We start from the raw sequence: 16,143 nt of genomic DNA on the forward strand, positions 1-16,143 counted from the left end.
GCTCCAATGTCGGTGTTTAAAAATCAAGTAACGTACTGGGATAATCTGTTTGATGAAGAGGATAGCCTTAGTGTAATCCCGTATTTTAAAACAGCGGAAAACGCATCATTAACCCGTGTTGGCTATCAGGAAAAAAGCATCTATCGTTCCTTATCTCCAGAAGTATCTCAAAGAATATTGACAATGGCCAATCATTCCGAAATGGCAACCTATTTGATTTTATTGGCAGGCATTGAATGTTTGTTGTATAAATATACGGATCGAGCGAGCACGATTCTGGGTATTCCAACGGTATCTAAGCAAAAAAGCAGCTCTTCAGCTGTCAATACCATTGTCCTATTGAAAAATACGCTTAGCTGCCAAAGTACATTTAAAACTGTGTTCGAACAACTAAAAAAAGCGCTTAATGATTCGCTAAAAAATCAAAACCTGCCTTTTAGAAAAATCGTCCAGCATGTAAATGTGCAATATGACAATGAGAACATCCCGTTAATTCATACCGTTGTTTCACTCAATGAAATTCATTCCTTGCAATTTAAGGAAGACATTGCAACTGATACGTTGTTTCATTTTGACTTGGAGAATAGCGAGATTCATTTGAAACTTATTTATAACGGAAATCTTTATGATGAGGACTATATGGACCAAATCGTGTCCCATCTCGATCAGCTGCTGTCCGTGATCTTGTTCCAGCCCCAAGCTGCAATCCATACAGCACAAGTCATACCCGAAGCGGTCAAACAGGAAATTTTGTTTGACTTTAATGACACCGCCGCAGATTATCCTGGAAACAAGACTGTAAGTCAATTATTTGAAGAGCAGGCGGAAAGAACGCCTGATTATGTAGCTGTTAAGTTTGATAACAACCATATGACATTCAGAGAATTGAATGAGAAATCTAATCGTTTGGCAAGAACCTTGCGAAACTACGGTGTTCAAGCCGATACATTGGTCGCGATCATGGCAGAGCGTTCATTAGAAATGATCGTGTCCATCATTGCCATTTGGAAGGCAGGGGGCGCTTATGTGCCTCTTGACCCTGAATATCCGGAAGAGCGGCTTCAATATGTGCTGAATGATGCGAATGCAGATGTGCTTGTTGTTCAGCGGCATTTCAAAAACAGCCTTGTCTTTGACGGCCCGATGATCGATCTGAATGACGAAACATCTTACCATGCTGATTGCTCACTGTTATTGCCGATTGCAGAACACAGCCATTTGGCCTATGTCATCTATACCTCAGGCACAACAGGGAAGCCGAAAGGGGTTATGGTCGAACACGGCGGGATTGTGAATTCGCTCCAGTGGAAAAAGGCGTTTTTTAAGCATTCTGCTGAGGATCGCGTCCTTGTTTTGTATCCCTATGTTTTCGATGCGTTTATTTTAAATTTCTTCGGTCCGCTAATCTCTGGCGCTGCTTTGTATCTTTTGCCTAATGAAGACAACAAAGATCTTTTTGCAATACAAAACGTTCTGAAGCAGGAGAGGATTACCCATTTCTCGACTTCTCCCCGGCTGTTACAAGCAATGACCGAACAGATGAGCGCAGAGGACTTCTTTCATGTTCAACATGTCGTTGTAGGCGGAGAGAAACTTGAACCCGACACGGTAGAGCGGCTGTTTTCTCTGCAGCCTCAGATTCGCATCAATAATGAATACGGCCCTACGGAAAATAGCGTGGTTTCTACGTTTCAACCTGTTTATTCTGCTGATGAACAGATCACAATTGGCAAGCCGGTGGCCAATCACCAAGTCTATATTTTAGGAGCACACCGCCAAATCCAGCCGATAGGCGTACCCGGAGAACTGTATGTCGGAGGATCTGGAGTGGCCCGCGGCTACCTTAATCAACCTGATTTAACTGAAGAAAAATTTGTTGACCATTTGCTTATCCCCGGCCGCAAGATGTATAAAACGGGGGATCTTGCTAGATGGCTACCCGATGGAAAAATCGAATATTTGGGACGAATCGACCATCAAGTGAAAATCCGCGGCTACCGTATCGAGCTTGGCGAGGTGGAGGCGGCCCTATCCAACCTGGAAGAGGTTCGTGAGACGGCAGTCGTTGCGCGAGAGGGTCAAGACGGAACCAAGCAATTGTATGCCTATTATGTTGGAGAACCATCTTTGAGTACAGGGCAGTTCAGAGAGATATTATCACGAGAGCTGCCGGATTATATGATTCCTTCTTACTTTATCCATTTAGAACGAATACCACTCACTTCTAATGGAAAAATCGATCTGAAAGCTTTACCTGTTGCTGATGAAAAAACGCGGATGGAAAATGAATACATAGCACCACAAAACTCAATAGAAGAACTGCTGGCGTTTATTTGGCAGGAGGTACTAGGCACTGAGCGTATAGGAATTCTAGATAATTTCTTTGATTTTGGCGGAGATTCGATTAAATCAATTCAGGTTTCTTCAAGATTGTATCAATCCGGATATAAGATTGACATGAAACACTTGTTTAAATATCCCACCATTGCGGAGCTAAGCCCATTTGTAGAGCCGGTTAGCAGAATGGCGGATCAAGGAGAAGTGATGGGAAGGACAAGCCTGACCCCGATTCAGCATTGGTTTTTTGAACAAAATATGCCTCATGCGAACCATTATAATCAGGCCGTAATGTTATATTCAGCGCAAGGATTTAAAGAGACTCCGCTTCGCCGAGCGATAGAAAGTATTGCTGTGCATCACGATGCATTGCGGATGGTTTTTGAAGAATCGCCGAACGGATATGCTGCTCGAATTGCGGGCACAGAAGAAAGTAAATTGTACGAGCTGGAAGTGATGAATTGTAAAGAGGATGCCGATCCGGCTCATGCTGTTGCCAATAAAGCGAATCAGATTCAAAGCAGTATGGAATTGAGCCAAGGACCTTTGATGAAGCTTGGTTTGTTCAAATGTGCAGACGGAGATCATTTGCTTATTGCGATTCATCACTTAGTTATTGACGGGGTATCCTGGCGCATTTTACTTGAGGATTTCGCAAGCGGCTATGAGCAGGCGGAGCGCGGGCAAATGGTTCGGCTTCCGCAAAAAACAGACTCGTTTCCATTCTGGGCGGAGCAATTGTCCAAGTATGCACAGGAAACCGATATGGAGCGAGAGCTTGCCTATTGGAACGAGCTTACAAGGTTAGAGCTGAAACCATTGCCTAAGGATAACGCTGTTGAAGATTCATTATTGAAAGACAGCGATGACGTAACGATTCAATGGACAAGAGAAGAAACACAGCAATTATTAAAACAAGCGAATCGCGCTTATAACACAGAAATTAATGATCTTTTGCTGACTTCACTAGGGCTGGCCGTTCACAGATGGACAGGCATGGAGGAAGTTGTCGTGAACTTAGAGGGTCACGGAAGAGAACCGGTTATTCCAGATGTGGATATCACTCGCACGGTAGGATGGTTTACGAGCCAGTACCCTGTCGTACTGAAGATGGAAGCAGGAAAAGAGCTGTCGCAGCGCATTAAGACTGTGAAAGAAGGGCTGCGCCTGGTTCCCAATAAAGGAATGAATTATAGTATCATTCAATATTTATCCGGCCGTGCGGAAGCTGACAGCCTGCAGCTTCATCCCGAAATTCGGTTTAATTACTTAGGGCAGTTTGACCAAGACCTGCAGCAGCATGCTTTACAGGTATCTCCTTATTCGACAGGTGTATCGATGAATGAAAACCAGCCGAGAACGGCCTTACTTGATTTGAATGGCATGATTGCAGAGGGGAAATTATCGCTGACACTCAGCTATAGCCATAAGCAATATGAAAGATCGACCATGGAGCAATTTGCCCGAAGTATAAAAGAAAGTCTGCAAGAAATCATTGTGCATTGCGTAAGCCAGCAGCAGACGTCATTGACGCCAAGTGATGTTTTGTTAAAGGATATCAAAATAGACGAATTGGAAGAGCTTTTGGACCAAACGCGTGAATTAGGCGAAGTGGAAAATATATATCCGTTAACGCCGATGCAAAAAGGTATGCTGTTTCACAGCTTGTTTGACTCAAGTTCCGGCGCCTATTTTCAGCAAACGACGTTTGATTTGCATGGAGATTTGGATATCGATTCATTTTCAAAAAGCTTGGATGATTTAACAAAACGATATGAAATTTTCCGCACGAACTTTCTCAAAGGGAAAGATCAGCCGCTGCAAATCATATGTAAAACGAAAAAGATTGGTTTCCAATTCATCGATTTGCGTGAGATGGATCAAGCGCAGCAAGATGACCGGATTTGTGCATACGCCAAAGAAGATAAGCTTCGGGGGTTCGACTTAGCGAAAGACGTGTTAATGCGCGTAATTGTCCTTCGCACGGATGATACGACATATCGCTTTATATGGAGTTTTCATCATATCTTGATGGACGGATGGTGCTTGCCGCTTATCACGAAAGAAATATTTGATCATTACTTTGCTTTGCTCCAGCAAAAGCAGCCCGAACAATCAGCGATTACACCATATAGTCAATATATTGAATGGCTTGATCGTCAAGATGAAGAAGAGGCCAAGCGTTATTGGGATCAATATTTGGAAGGGTATGAAGAACAAACCGTCCTTCTCAAGGACAGTCACCAAGCAGAGGATGAGCATTATTTTCCGGAGAAAGTGGCATGTGCCATCGACACCGATCTCACTTTGAAAATGAAGCAAACGGCCAGCAAGCACCATGTCACACTGAACACACTGCTGCAAACGGCGTGGGGGATTTTGCTGCAGAAATACAATCAAAGCCGTGACGTTGTTTTTGGAAGTGTTGTATCCGGAAGGCCTTCGGCGATTCCAAACGTGGAAACCATGATTGGCTTATTCATTAACACCATTCCTGTGCGAATCCAATGTGAAGCTGGAACCACTTTTGCTGAGCTCATGAAACGGACGCAGGAAAGGGCAGTAGCCTCTCAAAAGTATGAGACGTATCCGTTGTACGATATACAAGCTCTTACGACCCAAAAACAAAATTTAATTACACATTTAATGATATTTGAAAACTACCCTGTAGATCAGTACATGGAAAGTATCGGTCAACATCACGAATCGCCTATCGCAATTTCAAACGTTAAAATGGAAGAGCAAACCAACTACCATTTAAATTTAACTGTTATACCGGGTGATGTAATCAATATTAATTTTGAATATAACGCTAAGGTGTATGATCGCGAAAGCATGGAGCGGGTTCGCGGACACCTCTTGCAAATTTTGCATCAAGTCGTTGCTGATGCGGATATCCGGGTGGAACAATTGGAATTGTTGACGGAAGGCGAAAAAAGACAGCTTCTTCAGACCCTGAATGATACAGCCGCGCCATATCCGCAGACAACGGTTTATCAATGGTTTGAAGCGCAGTCGCAGCAAACACCAGATCAAGCTGCTGTTATTGATGAGGACAAGCAGATTACTTACCATCAGCTCAATGAGCGAGCAAACCGGCTGGCACGAACATTGAGAGCTAGGGGTGTGCAAGCGGACCAACCTGTGGCCATCATCAGCAGGAACAGCATCGAATTGGTGACTGGGATACTTGCCATTCTAAAAGCCGGGGGCGCCTACGTCCCAATAGATCCAGAATATCCGCAAGACCGAATTCAGTACATTCTGGAAGATTCAAAAGCCGGAATCATCTTGATGCCGCGTGACATCCTACAGCAGATTACCTATGAAGGCGTCGTGATTTTATTGGATGAGGAAAGCGCCTATCACGAAGAAGCCTCTAACCTTGAACCGCTCAGCAATGCGAACCATTTGGCTTATGTGATCTACACGTCTGGTTCCACAGGCAAGCCTAAAGGCGTATTAATCGAGCACCGGGGATTGAGCAATTATATTTGGTGGGCGAAAGAGGTCTATGTAAAGAGAGAGAAAACCAATTTCCCATTATACTCGTCCATCTCTTTTGATTTAACAGTGACTTCTATTTTTACACCTTTGGTCACAGGCAATACGATTATTGTCTATGACGGAGACGACAAAACTGCTTTGCTTTCATCGATTGTGCAGGACCAAAGGGTGGATATCATTAAATTGACCCCGGCTCATTTGCACGTATTGAAAGCAATGAATATCGCCAATAAGACAGCGATCCGAAAAATGATCGTAGGAGGAGAGAATCTCAGCACTCAGTTAGCCCAAAGCATTCATGAGCAATTCGACGGCCAAATTGAAATATGCAATGAGTACGGGCCGACGGAAACTGTTGTGGGATGCATGCTTTATCGTTACGATGCAGTCAAAGACATGAGAGAATCGGTGCCAATCGGTACAGCAGCGGCCAACATGAGCATTTATGTGTTGGACGAGGATATGAAACCGATGCCGATCGGCGTACCTGGAGAAATATATATAAGTGGAGCCGGCGTTGCCAGAGGATATTTGAACCGGCCGGAATTAACAGCTGAGAAATTTGTTAAAAACCCGTTTGTAACCGGAGCCAGAATGTACAAGACCGGGGATTTGGCGAAGTGGCTCCCGGATGGGAACATTGAATACTTGGGACGAATGGATGAGCAAGTCAAAATCAGAGGCTATCGCATCGAATTAGGCGAGATTGAAACAGCGATGCTTCAAGCAGAAGAGATCAAAGAAGCTGTTGTCATAGCCAGAGAAGATGCACATGGATTGAAGCAGCTGTGTGGGTATTACGTGAGCGGCCAATCCATAACGGTATCCCATATCCGGGAGCAATTGTCTCAATCCCTGCCTGGCTATATGATTCCAGCCTATTTTACCGAACTGGAGAAAATGCCTTTAACGCCGAATGGAAAAATAAACCGAAAAGAGCTGCCGGCCCCTGATTTACAGCTGCAGGACAGAGTAGCATATAAGCCTCCTCGCACTCAGGTGGAACAACTATTAGTTTCGACTTGGGAGTCAGTATTAGGCGCTGAAAAGATTGGCATTCTGGATAATTTTTTTGATCTTGGCGGGGATTCCATTAAGTCGATTCAAGTGTCTTCCAGACTAAATCAACTGGGATACAAAATGGAAATCAAACACTTGTTTCAATATGCGACGATTGCAGAATTAAGTCCGCATATCGAGCAGAACGTGCGCATTCCCGATCAAGATGAAGTCAAAGGAAAGGTAAGCCTGACTCCAATCCAGCATTGGTTCTTTGAGCAAACAACGACAGATCCACATTATTATAATCAAGCTGTCATGCTGTATGCGCCGCAAGGCTTTCAGGAATCGCCGCTTCGCCAAACGCTGCAAAAGCTTGGAGAGCATCACGATGCGCTCCGCATGACGTTCCATGCGACAGAACACGGATACAAAGCCTGGAATGCAGAGAGCGCTCAAAGCGAGCTATATCATCTTGACGTCATCAATTTAAAAGCAGAAGCCGACCCAGGTTCGGCCATTGAAGCCAAGGCTAACCAGATACAGAGCAGCATGCAGTTAAGCGATGGGCCATTGATGAAAGCAGGATTGTTTCAATGTGCGGATGGGGATCATTTGCTCATTGCAATCCATCATTTAATTGTAGATGGGATTTCCTGGCGCATTTTAATGGAGGATATCGTTAGCGGCTACAAGCAAGCCGAGAACGGGCAAGACATTCAATGGCCGTACAAAACAGACTCTTTCCGGCTATGGGCCGAAAAGCTCTCGGCATATGCGCAAAGTGATGCCATAAAGCACGAACAAGAGTATTGGGCACGGATTGAACAAACCGATGTGAAACCGTTGCCTAAAGATTTTCAGGAATCGCATACGTATGCAAAAGACAGTGAAACAGTAACTGTGGAATGGACCAAAGAAGAGACGGAGCAATTATTAAAACAAGCCAATCGCGCTTATAACACTGAAATAAACGATCTTCTGTTAAGCTCCTTAGGACTTTCCATATCACATTGGTCAGGACTTGAACAGATTGCATTTCATTTAGAAGGACACGGAAGAGAAGAAGTGATCACATATATGGATATCTCTCGCACGGTGGGCTGGTTTACAAGTCTGTTTCCGGTTGTGCTTCACATAGAACCAGGCAAAGAAATATCTTATTACATCAAGACGGCCAAAGAAGAGCTGCGCCAAATCCCGCATAAAGGGATCGGCTATGGAGTACTAAGGTATTTAAGCGGCTCAACAGCGCCACTCCCAGCGAAAATGACTCCAGAGATCAGTTTTAATTACCTAGGGCAGTTTGATCAAGATTTTCAAAATCATGCGGTTCAATTATCTTCCTACTCCTGCGGTTCAGACTCGAGCGGAAATCAAATCAGACCGTACGTATTGAATATGAACGGTCTGATTGTCAATGATCGATTGATGGTGACGATTAGCTACAGCACCAAACAATACGCAAAAGAAACGATCGACCAGTTATCGGCAGTTATTCAAAACAACCTTCGAACAGTCATTGAGCATTGTGTTCATAAAGAACAAACGGAACTGACGCCAAGCGATATTTTGTTAAAAGGCATGACCATTGACGAATTAGATCAGCTTTTGATCCAACTGCCGAATTCAGGTGAGATCGAGAATGTGTATCCGTTAACTCCGATGCAGAAGGGGATGCTGTTTCACAGCTTGCTGGATGAAGTTTCAAATTCTTATTTCGAACAAGCATCATTTGATTTACAGGGAGAATTAAAGATCGACAGGTTTGAAGCAAGCTTGGATCATTTATTTGCTAAGTATGCCGTGCTGCGAACCCGTTTTTATAGCGACTGGAATGATATCCCCTTACAAATTGTCTATAAGACACAAAGAATGAAAGTTCATTTTACAGATTTACGTGACATAGATGAGAACCGGTGTAAGGATAAAATCGCATCCTACCAAAGTGAGGATAAAGCGAAAGGATTTGACTTGGCTAGGGATCCATTGATGCGCATCGCGATTTTCCGTATCGAAGAGCGCAAGTATCATTTGATTTGGAGTTTCCATCATATTGTTATGGACGGCTGGTGCCTGCCTCTTATTACGAAGGAAGTATTTGAACACTATATCGGTTTGCAAGAGGGCAGGGAAACAGACCTTGCGTATACTGATCCTTACAGTAAATATATCGAATGGCTTGATCAGCAGGATCAAAATGCGGCCAAACGGTACTGGAGTAAGTATCTTGAAGACTACAAAGGTGAAAACCGTATTCTTCACAAAAGACCGCAGCATGAACGAAAAGCGTATGCTTATGCCAATGAGATCAGCCGATTCGATCAAAAACAAACAAGACAATTGCAGCGGATCGCAAACCAGCATCATGTCACGGTAAATACGTTGATTCAAACGCTATGGGGAATTTTATTACAAAAATATAGTGGGACCGGAGACGTTGTCTTTGGCAGTGTCGTGTCGGGAAGGCCTGCAGAAATCTCTGGAGTGGAACAAATGATCGGTCTGTTCATTAATACAATTCCAGTTCGAATCTGCTGTGATGAGGGCAGCTCTTTCGTTGAAGCGATGAAAATGGTTCAAGACAAGGCACTGGCTTCCCAATCATACGATACCTATCCGTTATATGAAATTCAGGCACAAACGGAGCAAAAGCAAAACTTAATTGATCATATTCTGATCTTTGAAAACTATCCGATAGGACAACAGGTGGAGCAAGGCCATGATGCTGCAGAGCTAAACATTATGAATTTTCATATGGAAGAGCATTCTCATTACGATTTTAATATGGTTGTCATTCCTGGCGAACAACTGAACGTTCATTTTGGCTATAACCAAAACGTATATGAACAATCAGAAGTGAAGCGGATTAGCGGGCATTTTGAACAGCTAATGCATCAGGTATTAGAGCACCCAAACATCAAAATAGAAGAATTGGAGCTTTTGACTCAGCAAGAGAAGGAACAGCTGCTCAGCCGTTTTCAGACTAGAGAAATGCGCTACTCACACGAACAAACAATTCATGAGCGGTTCGAGGAACAAGCGCTCCGTACGCCAAATCGTGCAGCAGTTGTATTCGAGGGAGAATCGTTAACCTATCGCGAACTGAACAAACGAGCCAATCAGCTTGCGCAAGCCTTGCGAGTCGAAGGAATACAAGCGGGTCAACTCGTCGGCATTATGGCTGAACGTTCTCTGGAGATGATTGTAGGGATCTTCGGGATTTTAAAAGCGGGCGGGGCGTATTTGCCAATAGACCCTGATTCTCCTGTAGAACGAATTCATTATATCGCAAGGGACTCAGGCATTAACGTATTGCTTACACACGGCGAACTGCCTGAAAAACTCAACTTCTCCGGAACATGTATCAATATGAAAGAGGAGCAAGCCTACCATGAAACAGATATCAATCTGGCGGTGCCATGCCAGTTCGATCAACTGGCCTATTGCATTTACACTTCTGGCACGACAGGTACGCCGAAAGGCACGTTGATTGAACATCGCCAGGTGATTCATCTCATCGAAGGACTGCGTAATGAGGTTTACTCCGCTTATGATGGGGTTTTGCATGTGGCCATGCTCGCTCCATATTATTTTGATGCTTCGGTCCAGCAAATGTATGCTTCCTTGTTGTTAGGACATACCTTGTTTATCGTTCCCAAAGAGGCTGTGTCTGATGGCGAGGCCTTATGCCAATACTATCGACAGCATCACATTGGCGTAACCGACGGGACGCCCGCCCATTTGAAGCTGCTGGTAGCTGCAGATGATAGGGAAGGAGTACCGCTTCGTCATCTGTTAATCGGAGGAGAGGCACTTCCGAAAACGACGGTAACCAAGTTCATGCACTTATTTGGCGCTGATGGCGCAGTACCTGCCATCACAAATGTATATGGACCAACCGAAACTTGTGTCGATGCTTCCTTGTTCAACATCAAAGTTTCTGCGGACGCTTGGACTCGCAGTCAAGTTCATGCCCCTATAGGCAAGCCGCTGGGCAACAATCGCATGTACATTCTCGATTCGCAGCAGCGATTACAGCCAGTGGGCGTTCAAGGCGAGTTGTACATTGCTGGGGATAGCGTTGGGCGCGGATATTTGAATTTGCCGGAATTAACGAATGAAAAATTCGTTAACGATCCGTTTGTTCCTTCGGGTCGAATGTATAGAACCGGAGATCTGGCCCGTCTTTTGCCGGACGGCAATATAGAATTTATTGGGCGCGTCGATCATCAGGTGAAAATTCATGGTTTTAGGATTGAACTCGGTGAAATTGAATCGATAATGTTGAACATTCCTGAGATTCAAGAAGCCGTCGCTTCTATCCTTGAAGATGCAGATGGCGAGCATTATATATGCGGGTACTATGTAGCGAACAAGCCATTCCCGACGAGTCAGCTTCGGGATCGCCTCACCCGGCATTTACCAGGATATATGATTCCGGCTTATTTTGTGCAAATGGATCAAATGCCATTAACGCCAAACGGAAAGCTGAATCGCAACTTATTACCAGAACCGGATGGAAAGCGATATGGGGGCTCGGAATATGTGCCGCCGCGAAATTCAACAGAAATGAAGCTCGCAAGGATTTGGCAGGATGTTCTCGGTTTAGAACAGGTGGGGATTCGAGATAACTTTTTTGATATCGGTGGACACTCCCTGCGAGCGACGACGCTCATTGCAAAAATTCAAAAGCAATTGCATGTTCAAATTCCATTGCGAAACATATTCCAGTTCCCAACAATTGAACAGCTCGCACAGGCAATCATGACGATGGAGGAAACCGGGTATGCTTCTATTCCTCTAATTGAAAAGAGGCCTTATTACCCAGTTTCTTCTGCACAAAAAAGACTTTATATTCTCAACCATTTGGAAGGCGGAGAGCTGAGTTACAACATGCTGGGCCTGATGACTGTCAAAGGTGAGCTGGATCGGGATAAGCTGCAGCAGGCCTTTGCCAAATTGATTCATCGCCATGAATCTATACGCACTGGCTTCAAAATGGTGGACGGAGAACCTGTTCAGTACATCTTGGATCACGTTGAATTTGCAGTAGAGTCGTATTATGCCAAGGAAGATGAAATCGATCATTGTATCAGTCAATTTGTTCGTGCATTTCAACTGGAGGAGCCTCCGCTGCTTCGTGTCGGGCTGATTGAGCTTCAACCCAATCACGCAATACTGATGTTTGATATGCATCATATTATCTCGGACGGAACATCCATGAATGTACTGATCAAAGAATTTGTAAGAGCATACCAAGGAGCGGAATTACCGCCCCTGCGAATCCAATACAAAGACTACTCAGTATGGCAAACCGGAGAAGCGCGATTAGAACAAATCCAAAAGCAAGAAGACTATTGGTTGGAGCTGTACAGTGGCGATATCCCTGTCCTTCATTTGCCAACCGATTATATACGGCCTTCCACACGGGATTTTACCGGGGCGACGCTGCACTTTACGATTGATGAGAAAAGAAGCGAGGGATTAAAACAACTGGCACTCAAAACCGAATCCACTTTATATATGGTGCTGCTGGCGTCCTACACCTTATTGCTCTCCAAATACAGCGGCCAGGAAGACATTGTTGTGGGGAGTCCCATAGCAGGAAGACCGCATGCGGATTTGGATTCCATCATCGGGATGTTCGTCAACACACTGGCGATGCGAAATTATCCTGCCAAAGAGAAGACATTCTCTCAGTACCTCGCTGAAGTGAAGGAAAATGCATTAAAAGCTTATGAGCATCAAGATTATCCGTTTGAAGCGCTCGTCGACCAGCTGAACATCGCCAGGGATTTAAGCCGTAATCCATTGTTCGACACGATGTTTGTGTTGCAAAACACAGAGCAAGAACAATTAGGGATGGATGGTTTGACGTTTAAACCTTATCCTAGCAAGCATACGATGGCTAAATTTGATTTAACCTTAACGGCTGTAGAAGAAGAGACACACATTCATTGCACAATGGAATACCTGACGACACTGTTCAAACCGGAAACGGTAGTACGCATGATGCGGCATTTTGTGCAGCTGATCGATGCGATCATCGAACATCCTGAGGCAAGGCTCGCTTCTTTGGAGATGATGAGACCGCGAGAAAAGAATGAAATTTGGAATCTTTTTAATGATACTGCAGTAATCGATGAACGTATGCCAACAACAATACATCAACAATTCGAGCAGCAGGCTGAGGATACTCCTGATCGTGTCGCCATTTTGTTTGAAAATCAAACCTTTACCTATCGTCAGTTGAATGAACGCTCCAACCAACTGGCGCGTGTGCTTCGGAATCAAGGCGTAGGTGCCGATCGGGTGGTTGCCATTCTCACGGAGCGCTCGGCAAATATGTTGATCGGAATATTAGCGATATTAAAGGCCGGTGGGGCATTTCTTCCTATAGACCCGGAACTCCCTGATGAACGGCGTGCTTATTTAATGGAAGACAGCGGCGCCGATGTACTTGTGACTTGTGCAGGGCATACCGTTCCTCCTTCTTTCGAAGGATCTGTAGTTCTGCTTGACGATCCATTGGTATATCAGGGTGATGCAAGCAATCTTAACCTTTCCTATGCGGAAAATCATTTATTCTATGTCATTTACACATCAGGTACTACCGGAAAACCTAAAGGGGTTCAATTAGAGCATAAAACCATGTTGAATTTACTCGCTTATGAGCGGGAATATACACAGCTGCGCTTTGACAGAGTGCTGCAATTTGCCGCAATGAGTTTCGATGTTTGCTATCAAGAGATTTTCTCCACGATCTTAAGCGGAGGGACACTCTATATTATCGACAACGAGGCAAAACGGGAGATTCGTGAGCTCAACGAATTTGTCAAGACACACAGGATACAAACGGCATTTCTCCCGACTGCGTTCCTCAAGCTCCTTGCATCGGAGAAACAATATTTTGAACCGTTTGCCGAATGTGTGGATCATATTATCACAGCGGGAGAGCAGCTTATTATGACGAATACGCTGCGTGAAATGCTGATGCGTCACCAAGTTACGCTGCATAATCATTACGGTCCATCAGAAACGCATGTCGTGACCATGTGTACCGTCGATCCGGAAATTCATCAGGAGATGCCGCCAATCGGTAAACCGATTTCGAACACAGAAATTCTAATCCTGAATGAAGCCGGGACGCTACAGCCTATTGGTATCGTTGGTGAGCTTTGTATTGCGGGGGTCAGTTTGGCAAGAGGTTATCATAACCGGGAATCCTTAACACGCGAAAAATTTGTTCCGCATCCCTATGATGCAAATAAACGGATGTATAAAACTGGTGATCTTGCCCGCTACCTTCCTGATGGCAACATTGAATATGTGGGAAGAATGGACCATCAAGTCAAAATTCGCGGTTACCGTATCGAACTAAACGAGGTCGAGGCAGCTCTTCTCAACATTGAGCATGTACAGGAAGCAGTTGTTCTGGCCAGAGAAAACGCAGAAGGGCAAAGCGATTTGTATGCCTATTTTGTAGCGGAGCAAGCACTGCCAATCAGTCAACTCAAAGAAAAGCTTGCTCAGCAAATACCTGGCTACATGATACCTTCATACCTGATGCAGCTGGAGCAAATGCCGTTAACATCAAATGGAAAGGTGAATCGCAGTGCATTGCCGCTGCCCGTAGCAGGCATGCAAACCGGGATTGACTATGTTGCTCCAAGAACGAGACTGGAAGAACAGTTAGTTCTCATTTGGAAAGAAGTATTGAAGGTAGAACAAGTAGGCGTGAAAGATAACTTTTTCGATCTGGGCGGGCATTCGTTACGGGGGATGACGCTCGTTGGCAAAATCCATAAGCAATTCAACAAAACGATTTCGTTAAGAGAAGTATTTCAAGGGCCGACCATTGAGGAAATGGCAAAAGTCATCGCAAACTCGGAAACCTGCGGACCGGATTATATCCCTGCTGTAGAAGTGAAGGATGTTTATCCTGTATCTTCCGTACAAAAGATGGTTTACCTATCCACACAAATTGAAGGCGGAGAACTAAGTTACAACATGCCGGGGATTTTGACGCTGGAGGGAAGGATCGACATGGATCGTTTACAAACTGCGTTCCATAGACTGATTCAGCGCCATGAATCGCTGCGAACCGGATTTGAAATGATCCGTGGAGAACCGATGCAGATGGTCAAGCCGGAGGTGGAGTTCACTATCGAAAGGTACAAGGCAACGACTGAGGAGGTCGAGGAGCTGTTCCGCACCTTCGTACGTACATTCGATCTAAGCCAGGCCCCATTGCTTCGAGTTGGACTTATTGAATTGGAACAAGAAAAGCATATTTTCATGTTTGACATGCATCATATCGTTACGGACGGCGCTTCTATGAACATTTTTGTCGAAGAACTGATTCAATTGTATGACGGTTTAGAATTAGCACCGCTCCGGATTCAATACAAAGACTTCACTGCATGGCAGCAGCAAGCAGCGCAGAAAGAACGGATGAAGAAGCAGGAAGACTATTGGCTGGATGTATTTCACGAGGCGCTTCCGTCATTTGAGTTGCCGAAAGATTTTGCCAGACCGCAAGTTCGAAGCTTTGATGGGAAACGATACAACTTTGTTCTCGACGAGTCTGTTGTCCAAGGTGTTAAACAGCTGGAAGAATTGACGGGATCGACTACGTATATGATCTTGTTCGCAGCCTATACCATACTGCTGGCCAAATATAGCGGTCAAGAAGATATCGTTGTTGGTACACCTGTGGCGGGAAGAGTGCATGAAGATTTACAACATATCATCGGGATGTTTGTGAATACATTAGCCATTCGCACGGCTCCGGCTGGAGAAAAGACCTTTATAGATTATGTAACAGAAACCAAAGAAACAATGCTAAAAGCTTATGAAAATCAAGAGTATCCTTTTGAAGAATTGGTTGAGAAGCTGGGAGTGCAACGAGATTTAAGCCGTAATCCGCTATTCGATACGATGTTTGTTCTGCAAAATACAGAGCAAACGGATATTGAAATAGATTCTCTTGCCGTCAGACCTTATGAAGAAACACATACAGTGGCAAAATTTGATTTGCAGCTGACCTTCGAGATGAACCAGCACGAGATTCAAGGCAGCTTTGACTACTGTACGAAGCTATTTAAAAAAAGAACCATTGCTACGCTGGCACAGGATTACGTGATGATCCTGTCAGCAGTTATACAAAACTCATCAATTCCATTAAAAGAGATCCAATTAAGCGAGAAAGTAAACAAAAAGGAACACTTTGCAAGCGTAATCGAATTAGATTTCTAAAAACAGTCGGTAGCAGCTGTCTCCATCATGTTGATCATG

1 protein-coding gene is annotated in these 16,143 nt (G+C 44.5%); it reads left to right on the forward strand.

The annotated features are described in order from the left end of the window. Positions 1-6: 6 nt before the first annotated feature. Entirely contained in the window at positions 7-16,104 is a 16,098-nt protein-coding gene (locus tag AC0DBE_RS05450) for a non-ribosomal peptide synthase/polyketide synthase (RefSeq protein ID WP_472961384.1), read from the forward strand. The last annotated feature ends 39 nt before the right edge of the window (positions 16,105-16,143 follow it).

The organism is Bacillus sp. VA15, assembly GCF_055721145.1.